Origin of the sequence: Mesorhizobium sp. M7A.F.Ca.US.005.03.1.1, assembly GCF_003997975.1 — a bacterium.
GTDB lineage: Bacteria > Pseudomonadota > Alphaproteobacteria > Rhizobiales > Rhizobiaceae > Mesorhizobium > Mesorhizobium ciceri.
Genome location: NZ_RZRO01000001.1, coordinates 167,807 through 188,774, shown reverse-complemented (window position 1 = coordinate 188,774; position 20,968 = coordinate 167,807). Strand labels below are relative to the sequence as shown.

Annotated in this window: 13 protein-coding genes and 1 pseudogene; all 14 read right to left on the bottom strand. The window is 62.5% G+C overall.

What is annotated here, in order from left to right:
* Positions 1-55: 55 nt before the first annotated feature.
* Positions 56-724, bottom strand: a complete 669-nt coding sequence (locus tag EN990_RS36555) for a nuclear transport factor 2 family protein (RefSeq protein WP_127370413.1) — start codon at positions 722-724, stop codon at positions 56-58.
* Positions 721-2,103 carry an aspartate aminotransferase family protein gene (locus tag EN990_RS00870; protein WP_127384527.1) on the bottom strand — a complete coding sequence of 461 codons (1,383 nt, stop codon included), beginning with the start codon at positions 2,101-2,103 and terminating at the stop codon, positions 721-723. Before EN990_RS00870 ends, EN990_RS36555 begins: the two co-directional genes overlap by 4 nt.
* A 96-nt stretch (positions 2,104-2,199) precedes the next feature.
* A complete protein-coding gene (locus EN990_RS00865; protein WP_127368829.1) occupies positions 2,200-2,931 on the bottom strand; it encodes a LamB/YcsF family protein in 732 nt (243 codons plus the stop codon).
* Positions 2,932-2,943: 12 nt separating this feature from the next.
* A complete protein-coding gene (locus EN990_RS00860; RefSeq protein ID WP_127368828.1) occupies positions 2,944-5,292 on the bottom strand; it encodes a xanthine dehydrogenase family protein molybdopterin-binding subunit in 2,349 nt (782 codons plus the stop codon).
* The gene (locus tag EN990_RS00855) at positions 5,285-5,782 is read right to left on the bottom strand and encodes a (2Fe-2S)-binding protein (RefSeq protein ID WP_127368827.1); all 498 of its coding nucleotides are present in this window, start codon (positions 5,780-5,782) and stop codon (positions 5,285-5,287) included. The genes EN990_RS00860 and EN990_RS00855 overlap by 8 nt, the downstream gene beginning before the upstream one ends.
* Entirely contained in the window at positions 5,773-6,630 is an 858-nt protein-coding gene (locus EN990_RS00850) for an FAD binding domain-containing protein (RefSeq protein WP_013533166.1), read from the bottom strand. The genes EN990_RS00855 and EN990_RS00850 overlap by 10 nt, the downstream gene beginning before the upstream one ends.
* A 161-nt stretch (positions 6,631-6,791) precedes the next feature.
* Entirely contained in the window at positions 6,792-8,759 is a 1,968-nt protein-coding gene (locus tag EN990_RS00845) for a hydantoinase B/oxoprolinase family protein (protein WP_127384529.1), read from the bottom strand.
* 3 nt (positions 8,760-8,762) lie between these two features.
* Positions 8,763-10,790 carry a hydantoinase/oxoprolinase family protein gene (locus EN990_RS00840; protein WP_063171490.1) on the bottom strand — a complete coding sequence of 676 codons (2,028 nt, stop codon included), beginning with the start codon at positions 10,788-10,790 and terminating at the stop codon, positions 8,763-8,765.
* A gap of 102 nt (positions 10,791-10,892) precedes the next feature.
* On the bottom strand, positions 10,893-11,873 hold the full coding sequence (locus tag EN990_RS00835; protein WP_127367131.1) for a helix-turn-helix domain-containing protein: 981 nt from the start codon (positions 11,871-11,873) through the stop codon (positions 10,893-10,895).
* A 300-nt stretch (positions 11,874-12,173) separates the two neighbouring features.
* A pseudogene (locus EN990_RS00830) lies at positions 12,174-12,422 on the bottom strand (IS481 family transposase); the annotation flags it as partial.
* A 197-nt stretch (positions 12,423-12,619) separates the two neighbouring features.
* Positions 12,620-13,957 carry an HlyD family type I secretion periplasmic adaptor subunit gene (locus EN990_RS00825; protein ID WP_063171488.1) on the bottom strand — a complete coding sequence of 446 codons (1,338 nt, stop codon included), beginning with the start codon at positions 13,955-13,957 and terminating at the stop codon, positions 12,620-12,622.
* A gap of 19 nt (positions 13,958-13,976) precedes the next feature.
* Positions 13,977-15,671 carry a type I secretion system permease/ATPase gene (locus EN990_RS00820; RefSeq protein ID WP_013533172.1) on the bottom strand — a complete coding sequence of 565 codons (1,695 nt, stop codon included), beginning with the start codon at positions 15,669-15,671 and terminating at the stop codon, positions 13,977-13,979.
* A gap of 63 nt (positions 15,672-15,734) precedes the next feature.
* A complete protein-coding gene (locus EN990_RS00815; RefSeq protein ID WP_127388227.1) occupies positions 15,735-19,628 on the bottom strand; it encodes a VCBS domain-containing protein in 3,894 nt (1,297 codons plus the stop codon).
* A 717-nt stretch (positions 19,629-20,345) separates the two neighbouring features.
* Complete coding sequence (locus tag EN990_RS00810) at positions 20,346-20,948, bottom strand: general stress protein (protein WP_024502379.1); 603 nt, start codon at positions 20,946-20,948, stop codon at positions 20,346-20,348.
* Between the last annotated feature and the right edge of the window lie 20 nt (positions 20,949-20,968).

Here is a 20,968-nt window from a genome sequence, read left to right as displayed (position 1 = left end):
AAACGAGGGCGGCCCGCTTGGACCGCCCTCGTTGCCCGATGAATTCAGATTTTCGCTACCCTCGCGCTTTGCGGTAGGAATCCTTGAGCGCTATGAGCTCCCCCGAGAAAGCGAAGATATCGCAGCCGTCGACTTCGATTTGCTGCCCCGCTGCCGTGGTGCCGACGAAGCGCCATGATGAAAGCCCGGTGTCGCCCGTCACGACGTGCCGTCCTCTGGTCCACGCGGCCTTCGGGAAAGCATCGAACAGCGCTGCATAGGCGGCGCGCACGGCGTCACGCCCCATATGCTTGCGCCCTTCGGCATCGGGTCCAGCCGAGCCGTGGAAAGCGCAATTCTCAGCCATGCAGTCCATCAGCGCGCCCACGTCGCGGGCGTTCCAGGCTGCGAGGAACCGGTCGAGCACGGCGAGCCGCCTGGCTGCGAGGTCGCCGGCCTCAACGACCTCGACCTCCAGAAAGGCGAGCGGCGCATCGCCGGCATTGATGACGTTGTGGGCCACACCCGTCCGCCGCGAATAGGGCACCCCTTGAGTGAGGGCGGCTTGCGACTGCGCGCCGTCCGGGCCTTCGAGACCGAGCTTGCCGTCCGTAAGCGGCACGATGACGTAGTCATGGCCATGGATATGCCAGCCGGTCTCGGCCCCGGCGGCAAAGCGCCATTCGGTGACCCGAAAGCGTTCGTCGTCGATATGGACGACCGGTTCGGCTTTCATGCGGGTCATTCGAGTCCCTCCTTGGCAACCGCACCGGTCAGGCGCTCAAGCGTCCGGCCCATGCGCGTCATGATTTCTTTCACATCGTCTTCTGTCGAGATCATCGGCGGGCAGAGCGCGAGCTGATCGCCGATGGCGCGGAAGATGAGGCCTTCCTCGTGGCCGATCCCTGCTGCGATACCCCCTGCGCGCCCAACCTTGGCGAAGGGGCGTTTCGTCGCCTTGTCTGCCACCAGCTCAACGGCGCCGATAAGACCGGTGCCCCGCGCTTCACCGACAAGCGGGTGATGGGCAAATGAGCGGATGCCGGCCTGGAACGACGTCTCGAGGCGGGCCGCGTTTCCGATCAGGTCCCGCTCCTCGAAGATGGCCAGGTTTTCGAGACCCACTGCCGTCGCGACCGGATGACCTGACGCCGTGAAGCCGTGGCCGAAATTGCCGATCGTGGCGGTGTTGTCGGCGATCGCCTGATAGATCGCATCGGAGAAAATGACGGCGGCAAGCGGCATATAAGACGACGTGATTTGCTTGGAGACCGTCATGATATCAGGCGTGAAGCCGTATTTCTGAGCGCCGAAGGGCGTACCAAGCCGCCCGAAACCACAGATCACCTCGTCCGCTATCAGAATGATATCATTTGCCCGGCAGATTTTCTCCACGCCTTCCCAGTACCCGACCGGCGGTGGCAGAACGCCGCCGGCTGCCATGAGCGGCTCTCCTATGAAGGCTGCGATGGTGTCAGCCCCTTCTTCGGCGATCACCGCTTCCAGCTCGGCGAGCAGGCGCGCCGTGAAGGCGGCTTCGTCTTCGCCTGCCATGCCGAAGCGATAGAAGTGCGGGCAGGTCAGGTGGCGAACGGGAATGGCCGGCAGATCGAAGTCGCGATGGTTGACCGGCAAGCCCGTCAGGCTGCCGGAGGCGACGGTGATGCCGTGATAGCCCTTGGTCCGTGCCAGGAATTTCTTCTTTTTTGGCCGGCCCAGCGCGTTGTTCATGAACCACATCATCTTGACGATGGTGTCGTTGGCTTCCGAGCCCGACGACGTGAAGAAGACACGCGTCAGGTTTTCCGGCGTCATCTCCACGAGTTTCTCCGCGAGCCGGATGGATGGCTCATGCGCCTTGGAGGAGAAGGTGTGGTAGTAGGGCAGCTTCAGCATTTGCTGATAGGCAGCGTCGGCCAACCGCTTTTCCGAAAAGCCGACGCCCACCGACCAGAGCCCGGCCAGCCCTTCGATGTATTCCTTGCCGCGTTCGTCATACACACGGATGCCGTCGCCGCGGCTGATGATCAGCGGCCCGGTTTCTTCGTGCTGACGCAGGTTGGTGTAGGGGTGCATGGTGGTGGCGATGTCGGCGGCGGCGAGAGAGTTGGAAAGCGCATCCATGGAAGTCCTCAGCGGCTTGGAGAAATGGTTCGGGCAGTGAGTTCGAGATAGTCCTCGAGTCCCCTGCGTGGAGCTTTCACGATTCGGGAGAATGAATCATGGCAGGCCGTTGGAATGAGTGTCGATGATCCGCCGCATCAGCGCGGCGACGTCGCGCGCATTCGGCGGATCGGAGTGGATGCAGACGGTGTCGAAGTCGACCGGGCGGATCGTGCCGTCTGTCGTGACGAGTTCGCCTCGAGTAAGCGCCCCTATCATGCGGTGCTCGGCAAGCGTCAGGTCGATGGCCGACTGGACGCGCGGGATGATCAGGCTGCCGCCGGGAGCGTAGGCAAGATCGGGAAAGAACTCGCCCACGAAGGCAACGCCGAGTTCGGCTGCCGCCGTCTCGTGACAGGTTCCCGCCATGCCGAAGAGAGGGACGCCGAACGGCTTGACCGCCGCGGCAATTGCCCGGGCAGTGTCGACGTCGTGCGCGGCCATGCCGTAAATGATGCCATGCGGCTTGACATGGCTGAGTTGCCCGCCCTCGGCGACCAGCATCCCTGTCAGAGCACCGATTTGATAGAGGAAGGCAGCTGTCAGTTCCTCCGGCTGAAGTCTCATTTCGCGCCGGCCGAACCCCTCACGATCGGGAAGGGAGGGATGCGCGCCGACCCGCTTGCCATGCGAAAGGGCGAGCCGCACGGTCTTCAGCATCGTCCATGGATCGGAGGCGTGGAAGCCGCAGGCGATGTTGGCGCAATCGATATGAGGCATGATGCCGGCATCGTCACCGAAGCGCCAGTTGCCGTAGCTTTCGCCCATGTCGCAGTTCAGGGTGACCATGGTTTACTTGCCTCAGCCCAGAGTGTTCAACGCCCAGCCGGGGGCGATGTGCGGGAATTCCGGCGGTGGTTCGCGCTCATGCAGCAGTCGAAGCACGCGTGGCGGCGTCACTGGCAGCTGCCGTACCGGCTTGCCGATGGCGCGTGCCACAGCGCAGCCGATTGCCGCGCCCACCGCCAGGATCGGGACCTCGCCCGCACCCTTGGCGCCTAGAGGCCCCATCGACGGCGCGCCCTCGTAAAGGTCGGCGGCGACCGGAACCACATCCTGCGCCAGCGGCAGGCGATAAGTCTCGAAATCGTCCTGCGCGATGCGTCCGTCGGCGGTGAGCGTCACCTCCTCGTGCAACGCATAGCCGAGCCCCTGTACCACGCCGCCCTGTATCTGGCCCAGGATGGCGCGCGGATTGAGCGCGCGGCCGACATCTTGAACTACGCGATAGGCCAGCACCTCGACATGGCCGGTGTCTGGATCAACCGCCACCTCGGCCTCGTGAACGACGAAGACGGGAATGTCGAGCGCATCGATGAAATGCCCCATCGCGCAGCCGGACATTGCCGGAGTGTTCCTGGCGGTAAAGGCTCCGCTTCCGGTGATCGGGCCGGTGGTTGCCTGCGCATGGGCGACGACAGCGGGGATCGACATGCCGGAACCGGGAAGTCCCGTGATCTCGACACGACCGTCCCGCAGCACCAGGTCTTCCGGTCGGGTCTGGAGCATCTCGCCGGCGGTCCGCAGCAGCTTCTCTCGCACTTCCGCGCAGGCGGCGATGCTCGCGGCACCAATGGACACGGTGGTGCGCCCACCGCCAACGCCGACATCGAGACCGGCGGCATCCGTATCGGCTTCGCGCACGATCACCTGGTCGGGAGCAAGCCCGAGCTGCCCAGCCACGATCTGCGGCAGGGATTGCACCATCGTGCCGGATCCGATCTCCACACCCGAGGTGACCAGCGTTGCGCTGCCGTCGGCGTTCAAATTCACCGTCGCCGCCGAAGGCCCGACGAAAACGAACCATGTGCCGACCGTGGTCGCAATTCCATAGAGCCTGCCGTCGGCCTTGGCCTCTGATGTACCGGTGCTGGCGCGCAGTGTCTCCATGCGATCGAGCATCGGACCCAGCACGTCGGCCTCGAAAACCTGCCCCGTGGCACCGAGATCGCCATCTCCCAGGACATTTTTCTTCCGGAACTCTATTGGGTCGAAGCCTAGCGCATCGCAGATTTCGTCGGTGTGTCGCTCCAACGCGAAGGTGTTGTAGACGCCATTGCAAGCTCGGAAAGCGCCGTTGGGTGGTGTGTTGGTGTATACGGCGCGGCTGACGAGCCGCGTTGCGCCAACCCTGTAATTGCCGCCCAGCGTGTGCGCCGTCATCGTTGTCAGGAAAACCTGTTCGCCGCCATACGCGCCGCAGTCCATCAGCACGACCGCCTCGCGTCCGGCGATGTATCCTTCGGCAGTGACAGCGGAGCGGATGCGGATTTCCGCATTCTCGCGGCAGAGGCAGGTTGCCATCTCTTCCTGCCGGGTGTTTTCCAGGACCACCGTGCGCCCGGTCATCCGCGCCAGAAGTGCCGTGATCGGCTCGATGGACGCATCGAATTTCAGGCCGAACCCGCCTCCGACAGGCGGCACGGTGACCCGCACACGCCCGGGCGCAAGCTGCATGACCCTTCCGGTGACGTTGCGAACTGTCCAAGGCACCTGCGTCGAGGTCTGGATGTGAGCCCGGCCGTCCTCCCAGGAGCCGATGGCAACGCGCGGTTCGAAAGGCACATGGCTCTGCCGGCCGACGGTAAAGCTGCTCTCGACTATGCGTATGTCGGGACGGGCGAAGGCCGCATCGACGTCGCCGCGGCTGGATTTTGCCTCCCATGCGATGTTGCCGGCACGTGCGCCGCCCTCGGTGATCGCCTCATAGCCGCGCCAGCCCTCGTGGACGAGACGGGCTGCGGGCTGGAGCGCTTCGGCCATGGTGGACACCGGTGCCAGCGGCTCGATCTCAAGCACGATGACGGCAAGCGCCGCCCGCGCCTGCTTCTCCGTTTCGGCGGCGATGACGGCGATTGGCTCGCCATGATAGCGGATGGTGTCGATGGCCAGGAGCGGATGGTCGGCAATGCCGATGCCGTAGAGGCCTGGCGCGTCGGCGCCGGTCGCCACCGCGCGCACGCCAGGACAGCGAAGTGCCGCCGAAACATCGAGCTTGCGGATACGCCCCGCGGAAACGGTCGACCGCAGCAGCACGGCATGCAACATGTCGGGGCGAACCCGGTCGTTGGTGTATTTCGTCCGCCCGCGCAGCTTGTCCTGCGCATCGCGGCGGGGAAGATTCATCACGGTGGCGGACAGCTCAGACATGGAGACCTCCCACCGACTGGCCAGCCTTCCGCGCTTGGTCAAGGCAGTCGGCCACGGCGTCGACGATCCGCTCATATCCGGTGCAGCGGCAGATGTTGCCGACCATCGCGGCCTTGATTTCGGGACGGCTCGCATGCGGATTGTCACGCACGAACGCCGAAAGGCTCATAACCATTCCCGGAAAACACATGCCGCATTGCACGGCATCGGCGGCCTCTAGATTGGCCTGGAGCGGATGCAGCGCCTGGTTTCCGGAACTCAATCCCTCGACGGTCGTGACCGCGCATCCCTGGACCAGGCCAATCGGCTTCAGGCAGGACGGCACCGCTTCGTCGTCGACATGCACCGTGCAGGCGCCGCAGAAGCCTTCGCGGCACACGGCTTTGGTCCCCGTCAGGAATCGTTCCCGCCGCAAGATGTCGACGAGCGGCGTCATCGGATCGCCGTGAAAGCTGCAGTCCTCGCCATTCAGCTGGAATGTCACAACCATGCCAGGCCCTCGGTCTTGAGAAGTGCGGCAACACCGCGCTTGACCAGCGGCGGAAGAACCTGGCGCCGGTACCAACCCTCCGCTTCCCTGCCGTCGCGGCCCTGAAAATCATTGTGCTCTAGTGCAAGCCCGGCAGCGCGCTCCGGATCGAGCGCGGAGGCCTGGCTTGCCCTCATCGCCTGTTCGAGCGCCGTCCAGCGCCGCGCTACCGGCTCCACCGAGCCGACGGCGATGCGACATCGTTTGTCCTTGTCCACCGCAAGCGAGACGACGGCGACCGGATAGTCGCCAGCCTTCCGAAGCGGCAGGCGGATATGCGCGCTTGCGACAAGGTCGCGGCGCAGATGAATTCTCGTCACAATCGCCTCTGCCAGCAGCGCATGCCTGTCTTTGAGGAAATCCGAAATACCGATGAGTTTTGGGCCTTCGAACGTCTCCAGCTCCACCGTCGCCTCACAGACGAGAAGCGCAGGGGCGAGATCGGCGGCGGCAAAGTCGAGGGCACAAATGTTGCCGCCCACGGTGGCGACCCTTCGGATACCGGGATTGGCCGCGTTCTCCGCCGCGGCAACCAGACCTTCGAAGCCCGCTGCCCCATGCAACGCGCGGCCAAGGACTGCGTGGGTAACAGCTGCACCGATCACGACATGGTCCGAGTCGATTTCGACCTTGGACAAGGCCGGTATTCGGTCGAGTGCGACCACCGCGTCGGGAAGGTCGACCCCGCGTTGGGGATCACGCATCATCCAGGTGCCGCCTGCAAGCACCACCGCGCCCTGCCGGCGTGCTGCCATTGCCTCTTCAAGTGTGCTGGCCGCGGTGAACGATCGTCCCACGCCTGGTGCCATCTGTCATACCCCTCGGAGCAGCCAACCTTCGCGGCGCTGCGACATTGTTGCTCCAGCTTTAGGTTCCTGTGAAATAGTAATTCTTTGAATATGGTATCGAAAAAACAGATAACTCTGGCATCCCGCGAGCGCCCGCAAGATTGCGGCGCGCTCGCTGGCGCTCAGACCCAGTGGGTGACGGTCCGTTTCTCAAAACTCTCCCGGAATTGGGCGGTGGTTTTGGGAAGTAGTTCGCCGGTCTCCCAGTCGAGGATCACGGCATAGTGCCGAACCGCATCGAGCGTATCGATCTCGCCGGAGCGGTATTTGCGCGCGACCTCCTCGGGATCCATGCGTGCCCAGCCCTTCCGTTTCGCCCGGATGTCGGCACGGCAGGCTTCGGTCGCCGTCTCGTCGATTTCGTACTGGCACAGGTCGCGGTCGATTTCGCGGATCACCACACCGTAGTCAGTCCTGGCACGCTCCAGGGAAACGTAGTCGTCGATCACGTCCTCCATCACCTTGCGGGGCTCGCGCTGCAGTGGATCGCCGAAACCACCGCCGCCGGCCGTCGGACGAGCGAACTGGTCGCCTGTGTGGACGGAGTAATCGGAGAATACGGAGCCGAGCCAGATCTCGGTCTCTTCTCCGGCGCGCTTCATGGTCAAGCCGTGGGGCATCGACGGCAGGCCTCCTTCGACACCCCAGACGACAGCACGCTCGCGGTCGCAAATATAGGACATGACGGCATTTTCAGCCTCAAGCAGCGATGAGGTCTTCTGCACGCCGACGCCGCCCCGCCACTTGCCGGGCCCGGCTGAATCCTGCTTGATCTGGAACTCGAGCGTCCGAGTGGGATTGACCCGCTCGTTGCCTTCGTTCGGCTGCGACATCAGCCCGGTTCCGAAGCAGGCGGTTGTGACATCGGCACCATCCTTGCCGTTGCGCCCGCCCCAGCCGCCAGGCAGCCATTCGTAGAACATGAAGATCGGCTTTTCGGGTTTGCGCGCATCCCGTCCCCCGGCCAGCAGATATTCGAGGTTGAAGGCGCAGGCGATAGCGCGTTCGGGCATGATCTTCGACCACATCTCGAAGATCGCGTTCATGATCTTTTCAAACGGCATCAGGAACCCGGTCACCGCCACCGGCCATTCCGCGCTGACGATGCTATTCTTCGGCGCGGTCACCTCGATCATCCGGTAAAACCCGCTGTTGAGCGGGAGGTCCGGAAAGAAGGTTTTCATGCCGGCGACCACGGCCGAGAAGGTCGCGCCCGGTGCGGAATTATACATCGAGGCAATGGTCGAGTGGCTTCCCGTAAAATCGTAGTGGATCGTGTCGCCCTTGATCGTCATCTTGATGCGGATCGGGATCATGCCCTCGCCGGCACCGAGATCCCGGTCGATGTAGTCGACCGTCTCCCAGGTGCCGTCGGGCAGCTCCGCCAGACGCTTTCGCACGGCACGTTCGACGTAGTCCTGAACCTCCTCCATACCGCGCATGACCTGGCCGCGCCCGTACTTCTTGACCAGCCGCAGCAGTTCGCGCTCGGCCGCCTGCGTCGCTTGCGCCTGGGAATGGATGTCGCCAATGATCGATGCGGGATCGCGCGTGTTGGCCGCGATCATGTTGGCAACATCGGAGCAGAAGCGGCCGCGCTGGAAAAGGCGCAGCGGCGTTATCCGCAGCCCTTCGCGGAACATGTCGCGGGCGGTGACGTCGAAGGAACCCGGCACCGAGCCGCCGAGATCCGACCAGTGTCCGTTCGACTGGGAGAAGCCGATCAGTTTGTCTTCATCGAAGATCGGCCGGACGAGCCGAACGTCGCTGAAATGCGTACCGCCGGCATAAGGATCGTTGATTGCGTAGACATCGCCGGGTGCCATATCGCCTTCGAAGACCCGGATCACTTCCTTACACGTGTTGTGCAATGTGCCGACATGGACCGCGATGTCGTAGTTGCCCTGGGCGACGGAGTTGCCATCGGCGTCGTGCAGGGCATTCGAAAAGTCTCGGTTGTAGATGACGAAGGAATAGCAGGTGCGAAGCATCTGTTCGGCCATCTGGTCGACGGTGGTGATGAAGGAGTTCTTCAGCACCTCGAACGTTACCGGATCGAGGCCAGGGCTCGTTTCAATCAGCTTTGTCATGTTTCAGCCTTTCGTCACGATGAGAATGTTCAGGAAGCCATCGACGGTCGCGCTCATTCCCGGCGGAACCACGGTGGTGGAATCGAACTGTTCGACGATGGCGGGTCCCGCAAAGGCAGCGCCGGCGCTGAGTTGGTCGCGTTCATAGACAGCCGCATCATGAGATACGCCGTCGAACCAGACGCCGCGGCGGCCGAGCGGCTCGGGCACATGAGGCAAGACTCCGTGTCGCGGTATCTCGGCTTTCGGGACGATGCCGATCGCCTTGACCGCGATGCGGAAGATCGATACCGGCGCGTCTTCGCGGCGGTAGTTGAACTCGCGCTCGTGTTCGTTGTGGAATGCCTCGATCAGCGGGCAGATGCTCTCGATGCGCGCCGGGGCTGACACCGCGAGCGAGCGCCACTGGCCCTGGTACATCATCTCGACCGTGCGCTGCAGCGCCATGTCTTCCTGCGCCACGCCCTCATGGCCCAGACGCTCAACCGCCTGTTTTTCCATCAGAACAAAGGCTGCCTGCATCTCGGCGGGCGAGACAGTCGAAGCATCGGCCATGAAGCTTTCGGAGAAATCGTGCTGCACGTCGACGAGAAGGCAACCGAGCGCGGAGGTAACGCCGGGATTGGGCGGTACGATCACGGTTGGAATCGAAAGCTCCTTGGCCACAGCCGCTCCGTGCAAAGCGCCAGCACCGCCGAATGCGACCAGCGCAAAGTCGCGCGGGTCGTAGCCTCGGCTGATGGAGAGAAGCCGGACGGCATTGCCCATATTGGCGTTGGCGACGGCGATGATCGCCTCGGCCGCCTGGTGGAGTTCCATGCCGAAGGGTTCCGCCACCGTCTCCTGAACCGCCTCGGCGGCCAGAGCGGGGTCGAGCGTGATCTTGCCGCCCGCAAGGCTGGTGCCGAGACGGCCGAGCACCACATTGGCATCGGTGTTGGTGGCAATGCGGTTGCCATTCTTGTAGCAGGCCGGACCTGGAAAGGCGCCAGCGGACTGCGGTCCGTTGCGCAAGCTGCCGCCCTCGTCCTGCCATGCCAACGACCCGCCGCCCGCACCGATGGTCAATACCTCGATGGAGGGGAAGCGGATCGGATATCCGAATTCGATGTACCAGTCCTTTGTGATGCGCGACTCCCCGTTCCAGGCCAGCGAGACGTCGGTGCTGGTGCCGCCCATGTCGAAGCCGATCGAGTTCGGGTAGCCACAGAGATTTCCGATGAAGCGGCTTGCGATCGCTCCGGCGGCGATGCCGGATCCCGCGAGCCGGGCTGAGAAATCCTTGACGCTCGCGGGCGTCATGACCCCGCCACCGCTGTGCAGCAACAGGAGATCTCGTTTGTATCCGGCGTCGGCAAGCTTTTCTCCGAGACGCGACACGTAGTCGACGACGACCGGGGCGCAGACGGCGTTCGCCATGGTGGTGGAAAAGCGTTCGTGCTCGAAGATTTCCGGCATCACCTCCGAGGAGATCGAGACCGGCAGATCCGGCATTGCCTCCTTCAGGATCTCACGCATGCGGCGCTCGTTGGCGCCGTTGACATAGGAGTTCATGAAGCAGACGGCGATCGACTTGACCTGCCGTTTCTTGAGAATCTCCGCGACACGACGCGCGGCCTCTTCGTCCAACGCTTCCAGGATCGTGCCCTCGGCACTGACCCGTTCCCGGACGGTCAGCCGGTCGCGGCGCGGGATATAGGGCTTGGCGACATCTTTGTAGGTGTCCCAGAGATCTTCCTTGTTGGCGCGACGGATCTCTACAACGTCACGAAAACCCTCGCTGCAGACCATTGCGGTGCGCGGCAGACGGCGGGTGATCAGCGCATTGGTGGCGACCGTCGTACCATGAGAGAACATCGTTACCTCCGAAAGATCGATGCGCCCCTGCTCCACGCCATTCATGATGGCCTGCATGGGATCGTCAGGCGTGGAGGCGGTTTTTTCGATGCGGATCGCTCCGCTGTCTTCGTCCATGATACAGATGTCGGTGAAAGTCCCTCCGACATCGACGGCAACTCTGATTCGGCTCATGACAGTTCCTTCGCAAGGTCTTGCGGGCAAAGCCCCGCCTTCGTCGCCCCTTGCCGGGGAGACGTTGCATGAATGGTGGAATTGGCCCGGATTTCGTTGGGACTAGTGGCGCTCTCGCGAGGCCGAAGAGCCGCCCGCCCGGATCGCTGCTTCGCGACGGGTATCCGTCGGTGCGCAGCCGAACCGCGTCCGGTAGTGCTTGCAGAACTGGGACTGGTCGGCGAAGCCCCAGCGGTAAGCGATCTCGGCTACGCTGCTGATGTTGGTCACCGACATCAGCTCCTCGGCGCAAAGTTCAAGCCGGGCGTCGCGGATGAAGCCGTTGATCGACTGGTTGCTGTCCTGAAAAAGGACCTGCAGGTAACGCAGGGAGATGCCGCAGGCATCAGCCACCGCCTGCGGGCCGAGGTCGGAATTCTTCAGGTTGTCGCGAATATACTGCTCGGCACGATGCAAATGGCCGGCCCGGATCGACGAGATGCTGCTGTCCAGCACGCGATCGTCGCTCACGATCGACAGGCACAGCATTTCCAGGATGTGCCTGCCCATCATCTCACGAGCGACTTCAGTGATCTCATCGAGATGGCCGATCGTGGTTCGCACCGTGTCGAGGAAGAGCGCGGCGATGCCTTGGGTCGCGTCGAAACTGAGCGCACTGAGCCGTTCGGCGGATCCGATCCGTGCCCGAACGCTCGATGATGGTACCTTGAGGACCCACAGCGCGTTTGGCTTGCCGTGCCAGAATTCGTAAGGCGCATCTCCCCGCTCGACGAGAAAGCCCCCCGGCCTGCAATTGACGGTTCTCGACCCTTGCGAGAAATTCACCTCCGACATCTCCGGGATCGTGATGAGCAGGCTGGCGTCACGCTCGTTGAGGAAGTGGCGGCGGTGGCGACGATAGCTTACGGCATCGCAGCGCATTTTAGACACGCTGACGAGCCCAAGCGAGAAGGTTTCCAGCGTGCCTGAAAATTCGCGACGGTTCCGATACTCGGTGTCGAGCGGAAAATAGGCTTCGGTAACGGCGGCTTGCCAGGCATCACCGCCTGCGGGACCGCCGATCGTATCGACGACGTATTTCATTCCCCGACCTTTCTGGTTGACCCGGTTGTCCCGGTGTTGTTCCGAAGATTACAGGAATTCACCGGCGCGTATTGGTCAAAAACGAATAAACTTATGTGGTCGGTTGGCCCAGGACCGGAGCTCGCGACGGTTGCAGTTGTCGTCACGATCAGTGTGCAGCTGATCAAACCAGCCTTGGCGCGCAAACCGCCAGCCGACTTGGAACCATGCATTCTGTTCGCACACTCATTCAGGAAAAGTTGTCGGCTTCCAGATGTGGGCGGAAATGATGTCCTGCAGTTCCGTGCGCACCGCACGGAAGAGTGGCAGCAGCGTGTAGCGGCGGGAAGCGACAATGTCCGCCTCGTCCTCAATCGAGAGCACCGTCGATCTCGGTTCCTTCGGACCAGTCGATAGATCGGCGACCGAAGCTCGCCTCTTCCACTTCGCAACCGTCTTCCGGTTGATCCCGTAGCGCTTGGCCAGCCCCCTCAGGCTCTCTTGACTATGCTGTATCGCTCGACGGACCGCCTCTGTCGTTTTGGCGCTCCCATGCAGAACTTGGCCCATAGCGCATCCTTTGATTCGGGAGACAAGGATGCTCCATAAAGCCCGGGATCAAACATCTAGGATGATCAGATCCAGCACCAAAGAAACAGAGGGGCTGTCGGCAGGGAACATGCAGACCATGAGCGACTGGTTGTCGGCTTGTCTCCGACTGCTCTGCGTCAGAATCACCTCAAAAGCGAAGTCGCTTGGCTAATCCGTCATTTCTGGCGAAAGGCGGAGTGGAACGACACAACCAGCGGGCCCAGAATGTAGTCGAGCGCGGTGCGTTCCTCGGTGACGATCATGACTGACGCTGGCATGCCCGGATAAAGCGCAATCTGTGGGGCTGCTGCCAATTCCACCGGATCGACCGCTACGTCGGCAAGATAGTAGGGAAACCCGGTCTTGCTGTCGGTAATGCGATCCGCCGAAATGCGGGTGACGCGGCCATGAATTATGGGTATTGAGCGCTGCTTGTAGGATGTAAAACGAACTTCGGCAGCCATATCGGGTCGCAGGTTCGATATGTCCTCGACGCGAATCTGGGCCTGGACGATCAGCGAATTTTCGGTCGGCACGATATCGAGGATGGTCTGGCCCGGCGAAACGATAGCGCCTATCGAGAAGACGCTGAGATCCATCACCTGGCCGTCATACGGCGCGCGCACCTCGGCTCGGTCCATGGCAGCCTGGGCGGCAAACATCTTGGGCACGAGGTCGGAAAGGCTCGATTGCGTATCGATCAGCATGGCCGACAGCTTGGCTCGGCGCTCATTTGTCAATTGTGCGATCTGGCTTTCGAGTTCGGCTTTGCTCTGTTGGCTGCCGCCGATCGCGCCGAGGTTCTCATCGATCAGGCCCTGCAGATCCGAGGCGGATCTTTCCAGCTCCAGGATGCGTGGGCGGGTCGTCAATCCGGCCTTGAGCAGCTTCGACAGGCTGGCCTTCTCGTTGATCGTCGATTGCAACTGGGCATGGTAAGATTCGACCCGAGACTGCTTGCCCTGGATCTGCTCCTCGAGTTCGGCAATGCGCCGCTCGAGGATCTGCCTGGCGCCGGCCATCGAGGCGCGTTGGCTTTCCAGATCGGCGATCTGGTTTGCCATTGCATCCCTAAGGTAGTCTTCGTGCTCTTTGAGAATGTCCTTGGGAAAGGCAACAACCTCGCTGCCGTCCAGTTCGGCTCGGATCCTGGCATCGGTTGCGCGCAACAGCGCATATTGCTGGGCATAAAGATTGAACTCGGACCGAATCCTGGTGTCGTCCAGCTTCAGCATGATGTCGCCCTTCCTGACGACGTCGCCATCCTTGACGCGGATCTCCTTCACCGTACCGCCGTCGAAGTGCTGTACGCTTTTGCGATTGCCATCCACCTTGACGATGGCGTCGGCAAGCACGGCGCCGTTCAGCGGGGCAAAGGCCGCCCAGCCGCCAAAGATGCCAAAGAAAGCAACGATGATCAGCAGACCGATATAGGCCGGCACCCGGATCGAATCCGGGGCCAGAATACCGGCGTCGCCAGGCAGGCTCCGGTAGGTAAGCGCGCCGTCGCTCATCGCTCTCTCCAAACACGGTTCATTGCGTTGCCACCGCCATTGGAGCCGCGCGCTGGTTGAGGAGCGCCACGATCTCGTTTCTCATGCCAAAGGCCTCGACGGCGCCATCGCGCAACAGGAGGATCTTGTCGACATTCGCCAGGGTCGAGGGCCGGTGAGAGACGATGATCACCGTACTGCCGCGGCGCTTGAGTTCGATCGCGCAGTCGCTCAGCGCGCGGTCGCCATCGGCATCGAGATTGGAGCTGGGCTCGTCGAGAATGATCAGGTTCGGCGTTCCGAACACTGCGCGGGCAAGAGCAATCCGTTGGCGATATCCTCCTGACAGCACTGCGCCGCCTTCGCCGATCTGCGTCTCATAGCCTTGCGGCAGGCGGATGATCATCTCATGCACGCCGGCGAGCCGCGCGGCCTCGATGACCTCCTGGTCGACATTGGTCTTGAAGCGGCCGATGTTGGCGGCGACCGTATCGGAGAAGAGTTCGATATCCTGCGGCAGGTAGCCGATGTGGTCGCCGAGCGCGTCGTGTCCCCATTGCGACAGGTCGGCCCCGTCCAGCCTGACGGTACCGCGGCTGGGTTGCATGACGCCCGCGAGATGACGCGCCAGCGTCGACTTGCCGGCGCCGGAAGGGCCGACGATTCCCAGCGTCTCGCCTGCTTCCAGCCGGAACGATACGTCTCGGAGAAGCACTTTCTGCTGGCTGGCGATTGCAAAGCTGACCTGCTCGACCGAAATCTTGCCGGTGGGCTTGGGCAGGTTGAACGATCTTTCGCTCTGCGCGCCCCCGTCGACCAGCTTCTCGACCCTTGCCAACGCCGCCCGCCCCAGGATCAGGCTGCGCCAAAGGCCGACGATCTGCTCGACCGGCTGCAGCCCCCGGCCCAGCAAGAGGCTCGCGGCGAACATGGTGCCGCCGGTGATCTGCCGCTCGATCACCAGATAGGCGCCGAGGCCGAGGATCAGCGACTGCATGGTGAGCCGCAGGAAACGGATCAGACCCGACATCAGTGCGGCGCGATCGCTTGCCTCCGCCTGGCGCCGCAGCGCCAAATTGCGGTCGCGTCCCCAGCGGCGGATGAGGCCGTCGATCATCCCCATGGCGCGAACGACTTCGGCGTTTCTGAGGCTCATCTCGGTGAAATTATAGTTAGTCGTCGCCAGGTCGTTGGCCTGCTTCAGCGGCGAACGCACGATATATTCGTTTAGCACCGCCATGGCGACCAGAAGCAGCGAGCAGCCCAGCGCGAAGAAGCCGAGCCAGGGGTGCAGCAGGAAGATGATGCCGATGTAGATGGGCGACCATGGCAGGTCGAACAAAGCGTGGATGCCGCTGCCGGTGATGACCTGCCTGAACGTGTCGAAGTCTCGGATGGGCTGGCTCGGCGACGAGCCGGGCGATGGGGTCTCGACCGACGCGGCCAGGACTTTTGCCGACAGCAGCCGGTCGAGCCGCGCACTGGCACGCGTCAGGATGGAGGCGCGCACCAGGTCGAGGCCGGCCAGCGAAAGAAAGGCCGCCAGCAACACCAGGGTCAGCATCACCAGCGTGGTTTCGCTGCCGCTGGTGACGACCCTGTCATAGATCTGCAGCATGTAGAGTGGGGACGCGAGATAGAGCAGATTGATGGCCAGGCTGAACGCCGCCGCTACCAGGAAATAGCGGCGGCAGGCCCGAAGCGCATCCTTCACAATTCGAGATTTGCTATCCACGTCCAGAACCCCACTCGATACGCATCAGGCCAGGTGGGCCGCCGCTGGCGGCGGCCTTTTGGTTCACACCACGAAGTCGCTTGAAATTGCTCCATTGCCAACGCCCGTCAGCGTGAATTCCGCCGGATTGTACGAAACGGCGGTATGGCCTTGGCCGTCATCGGCAAGCTTGAAGCCGTTCGCATCGTAGCTGCCGACCAGATGCAGCGCGGTACCGTGGGTGCCGTCCGAAACGGTCAGCGTTCCGCCGCTGCCATCCTGGTTTGCCTGGTAGACGGCCGTCGTTCCCGCGCCGAACAGGATGTCCTCGAGCTCAAGCCTGTCGTCATTGGTGATGCCGCCGATCCGCCCGCTGAAATCGAAGGAATCGTCGAGCTGCAGCGTGCCGGCCGCATCGTGCGCGAAGGTGACATCCGTCGACGAGGCGCTGCCGAACTCAAGCTTCGACAGGTTGCCGATCGTGGCATCGCCGTCGCCGGTGACCTGGCCATGGATGACGATGTCGCCGCCATTGGCCAACAGCATGCCGGAATTCGCCAGCCCGCCGGTGATCGTCAGTCCACCTGAACCGGTCGCCTCCAATGTTCCGGAGTTGGTGACGACGCTGCCCCCCGTATCGATGACCAGCGCATTCGCGCCAGAGGCGATAATGGTGCCCTGATTGTCGAGGCTCAGCATCCCGCCGCCCAGCTGGCCAGCGCCCGATATCGTGTTGTCGACATTGACCAGAGTGACGTCCGGCCCCGTGCCGGAGATCATGTTGGCGGCGCTGTCGGACAGCAGGATCTGCCCGCCGCCCTGCAGGGTCACGCCATGCTGGATGATTTGCAGCAGCGTTTCACCGCCGGTCGAGTCCAGCGAGATGAGGCCGCTATTGTTGATCATGCCGCTCAGCGGCAGCAAGGCGCCGTCGCCGATCGTCATGGTGCCGGCATTGTTGACCACCGGCGTCTGGTCGAAGACGAAATTGCCTGCCGTCAGCGCGCCCGAGTGCACGCCATCCAGCGTGATCGACTGCCCATCGCCCAGCGTGATCACCGCGTTGCCGTGGGCATCGTCGGCGATATGGGTCTGCAGGTCGGCAAAGTCCGCCAGTCCGTTGTAGCCGATAAGGTCGATCTGATCGGCCGCGGCGTCGAAATTATGCACCGTATCGGCACCGATCGGCTGCGAGAAGACGAAGAGATCGTTGCCGCTGGACCCGGTCAGCACGTCGTCGCCCGACCAGGCGAAGATCGGCGAGCCCGGAGCGTAGGCCTCGACATTGTCGGCGATCGACGCGCTGCCCGAGGTGCCGTCGGCGTTGATCCAGGTCATCTGGACGTCGAGCACGGCTGCCCCGGTGAAACTGGCCGATGTGGTGACAGTCAGCCCGCGCAGGTCGCTGGTCTGTGTCGTCCAGCTTCCATCGGCGTTATGCGTCGCGCCGTCGATGGTCCAGCCCGAAGGTACGTCCTTCACCGTGACGGTGATGAGCGCACCTTCATGCGAGGGATCGGTGAGAGCGAGGTTGATGGGCTCGCCGGAAGTGCCTGCGGGTTTGAGGCCGATTTGAGACCCGGCGGTGCTTAGATTGCCGGCGCCGTCCTTGAAGGCTCCAGCAGAAAAAGTTGCCGTGTATGTCGTGCCGTTGTTGGGCTTGTTCACCAGCAGAGTATACGTATCTACCGTATTGCCACCGCCGTCGGTTGCGGTGCCCCACGTGCCCGTGGTCGACACTAGGGTCACATTATTCGACAAAGCTAGTTTCGTTGAATCGAAGAATGTGTGGTTCATTCCGGTTTCGCTGAACTGGACGACGAGCGTGCTCGGTGCCCCGGCATTTCCCTGAACGCCCGTTATCAGTGCGATGTTGGGAGCCGTAGTATCGCCGCCCGTCACATTGATCGTCGCCGTGGCTGTGCCTGTGTCGGTACCTCCGTCCCCGTCCACCAGCGTAAAGGTCACAGTCTTTGTCGTGGTAGCACTGGTCGCGTTCGAGTAGCGAATGTGATCCTCCAGCGCTTGCGCTGCGGCTTGCGTGGCGTTGGCGTTGAAGGTGACGACGAGGTTTGTCCCGTTCGTTCCGCCGGTGAACGTTCCAATGGTCGTTCCACTATAGGTGACGTTGCTGCCGCTGAAGCCGATCTGGCCGAGGCCCGTGCCTTGGTTCTGGATCGTCAACTGGTCGGCTGAGGTGCCGTTTGCCGTGAATGCGACGGTCAGCGAGCCTCCGTTGAAATCAGCGGAGTCAACATCCGCGACAGTTCCAGATGGAGCGATAGCGGTCGCGGCCGATCCCGTGGTATAGCTGAGGCTTGTTGATGTTCCGGCCAACCCGCCGTTGAGATCTATTACCGGCGCATCATTTGCACCGTTGATGGTGACGGTGAGTACTGCCATGTCCGTCAGGCTGCCGTCGCTGACCGTGTAGTTGAACGTATCGGTGGTGGAGCCGCCGGTATTGAGGGCCTGGACCGTCGAGTCGTTCTCGTTGACCACGTAGGTGTAGCTGCCGTTGGCGGCGATTGTGAGTGTGCCGTGCGCGCCGACCAGGCCGACACCCAGCGAACCGGCCGTACCGCCGCCTTCGGCGCCGCCGGTACGGATCGAGCTCACCGTCAGGCTGGCGCTGTCGACATCGCTGTCGTTGGTCAGCACGTTGCCGGAACCATTGTTGCCGCCGGATCCGTTTAGCGTGCCGCTCTTCTCGGTTGCGGCAATCGCACCGGGACTGGCGCTAGTGTCGTTGGCAGCGATCGGAGCATCGTCGGTGCCGTGGATGGTGATGGTCAGCGTCGTCGAGGAGGTCCCGCCCTGGCCGTCGCTCACCGTGTAGGTGAAGCTGTCGGTCAGACTGCCGCCGACATTGAGCGCGTCAACCGTCGGGTTCGCATCGTCGATGACGTAGTTGTAGCTGCCGTCGCCGTTGATCGTCACCGAACCGTAGCTGCCGGCCAGCGCAGACCCGACCGTGCCGCCCGTCACCGCGCTCACGCTCAACTGGGCATGGGTGTTGTCGACGTCGGTGTCGTTGGCCAGAACGTTGCCGGTCGCCGCCGTGGCCGGCGTGATGCCGGCCTCGTTCGCGGACCCGGTGTCGGCGACCGCAACCGGCGCATCGTCGGTGCCGTGGATGGTGATGGTCAGCGTCTGTGTGTCGGTGCCGCCGGTGTGGCCGTCGTTGGCCGTGATCGTATAGGTGAGCGTCAGCGTCTCGCCGACAGCCAGGAAGTCGAAGGCTTGTGGCGCCGAATTGAAGGTCCAGCCCAGATTATTGGTTTCGCCCGGGTTGGCCGTCAGCGAGATCGGCGAGACTGTCAGCATGCCGAGCACGGCGGCACTGTTCAGCCCGCCCATGGTGCCGCCGAGGGACACCGAAGTTACCATCGCGGTCACCGTGTCGGAGATATCGACATCGTTCACCGTCAGGGTGCCGTTCACCGTCAAGGGTGCGTTGGTCTCGATCAACGAGGCGGTCGCGCTGTCGGTCGTCACGAGATGGATATCGGGTTTGTCGTTGGTGCCAGTAAACTGAATGGTGGCCGTGGCCCAGCTCAGCGTGCCATTGCCGAGCTGAATGGCGTAGGTCACTTTATCGGTGAGAACCTCTCCCGCCCCAAGCGCTTGAATCATACTCTCGAGATTCGCCGTGTCGTAGTGGATCGTACCATCAGTGCCTATCCAGATATGGGCACCCAGGTAACTCGTGTCGGTCCCTCCTCCGACACCGCCGGAGTATGTTGCGTCGCGTGTGAGCAGATCCGCCGGAGCAAGTATCTTCGTTGCGGTCTGCACACTGTCTGCGTTATCGATGGAGTAGAGCTGTTTGGCTGCGCCACCCAGATCATTCGCCAAAACATTCAGGATCAGGACACCGGTATCATTTTCTGAGAGGAGAAAAAGGTCATCCTTCGCCTGCGGCGTGTTGGAGAAAGACGTCGTGGTGCCGCCGGCACCGGTGACCTGAGTAGCCATTTTTCAACCCCCCTTTTAAGAACAGACGCCTCATCTGTTTTATCGACAGTACTGAACGACCGGCTGCTTCCAGCCGAAGAAAAACCGCGCGAATCCAGGCAGGCATGAATTTTCGCCCTCATCCAGGCACACCGCCGCGCTTGGAACAGCCGCCTCAAGCTGGCCATTCACGGACGGATATTGACCCGATGCTGCTGGACGCGACGACTGGTCGTCACGCTACGTTCCCTACCCAACCTACATCGTCAAACTCGTGGCTTTCGACCACGAACTTTAGATGCTTCTTATATTAGGAGATTATTAACTCTTATAGAGAGGAAGCGTCAACGCCCAACTTGGCCGAACAGTTAATAGGCGAACATAAGGGGAGCCACAGTCACTAGAATCGAGTTGTGAGATCGAACAGGCGCACGCCCGATATGAGCCAGGCGGCAGACGTGCGGCTCAGCGTGACCAGAGCCCGCCAGCGCACCACCATACCAACACCGCACCTTGATCGCTGAGTACTTTTCGTGCAGCACGCCAACCCGACAGCCAGCCAGTTCGCTTGAACGGTCGGGGATTCAACTGAGATCACTTAACGCGCCGGACAGCCGGGAAGCTTCATGCCCTTGCTCCCGGAGATCTTGAAGCCGGGCAACTCGAACATCTGTCCCACACGCTCCGTAGCACTTCGTGAAACCTCGTCGTTCGGTACGTGCGACCACACCTCCTCGTTCAAGGCCGATTGATCGTCCGAGCGCTGTCGCGATCGGTCTCGTCAGGGATATATTCGCCGGCATTGGCATCGAAGCCGGTCCAGCCGCCAGCCTCGTAAGCCCTGCGGCGTTCGGCAAGATCGACCGATCTGGATTGCCCCAGAATTTCCTCGGCATTTGCAATGAGTTCATCGTCCACCCTGGCCGTGACCAACGTGCCGCCGCGGCGTACGCCCTCCGCATACACGTGGGCATCGTTCTCGGGCACGCCGGACTCCGTCAGAGCGCCGACAATGCCTCCGACCGCACCGCCTGCCACCGCCCCGGCAACGACACCTGTCGCGGTGGCGGCGAGCCAACCCGCCGCGACCACAGGTCCGACGCCCGGGATGGCCATGACCCCCAGCCCTGTCAGCAATCCGCCGGCACCGCCGATCACGGCTCCAATCCCCGCGCCAGCCCCGGCATCCTCGGCAGCCTCCGAACGGTCGCCCTCGTACCAGTCATCCGAGTTGTTGGCGACGATGCTGATGTTCGCATGCGGGACGCCCGTGGCTTCCAGTTCGCGGACCGCGTCGGCCGCGTCGTCATAATTGTCGAACAGTCCAGTTACCGTTTTCATTGATTTCTCCTGATCCGTGC

Bases quoted from the DNA above. Each gene is read 5' to 3' on its own strand.
- EN990_RS36555 (WP_127370413.1), bottom strand. From the start codon at position 724: ATGACCCGCATGAAAGCCGAACCGGTCGTCCATATCGACGACGAACGC.
- EN990_RS00870 (WP_127384527.1), bottom strand. From the start codon at position 2,103: ATGGATGCGCTTTCCAACTCTCTCGCCGCCGCCGACATCGCCACCACC.
- EN990_RS00865 (WP_127368829.1), bottom strand. From the start codon at position 2,931: ATGGTCACCCTGAACTGCGACATGGGCGAAAGCTACGGCAACTGGCGC.
- EN990_RS00860 (WP_127368828.1), bottom strand. From the start codon at position 5,292: ATGTCTGAGCTGTCCGCCACCGTGATGAATCTTCCCCGCCGCGATGCG.
- EN990_RS00855 (WP_127368827.1), bottom strand. From the start codon at position 5,782: ATGGTTGTGACATTCCAGCTGAATGGCGAGGACTGCAGCTTTCACGGC.
- EN990_RS00850 (WP_013533166.1), bottom strand. From the start codon at position 6,630: ATGGCACCAGGCGTGGGACGATCGTTCACCGCGGCCAGCACACTTGAA.
- EN990_RS00845 (WP_127384529.1), bottom strand. From the start codon at position 8,759: ATGACAAAGCTGATTGAAACGAGCCCTGGCCTCGATCCGGTAACGTTC.
- EN990_RS00840 (WP_063171490.1), bottom strand. From the start codon at position 10,790: ATGAGCCGAATCAGAGTTGCCGTCGATGTCGGAGGGACTTTCACCGAC.
- EN990_RS00835 (WP_127367131.1), bottom strand. From the start codon at position 11,873: ATGAAATACGTCGTCGATACGATCGGCGGTCCCGCAGGCGGTGATGCC.
- EN990_RS00825 (WP_063171488.1), bottom strand. From the start codon at position 13,957: ATGAGCGACGGCGCGCTTACCTACCGGAGCCTGCCTGGCGACGCCGGT.
- EN990_RS00815 (WP_127388227.1), bottom strand. From the start codon at position 19,628: ATGGCTACTCAGGTCACCGGTGCCGGCGGCACCACGACGTCTTTCTCC.
- EN990_RS00810 (WP_024502379.1), bottom strand. From the start codon at position 20,948: ATGAAAACGGTAACTGGACTGTTCGACAATTATGACGACGCGGCCGAC.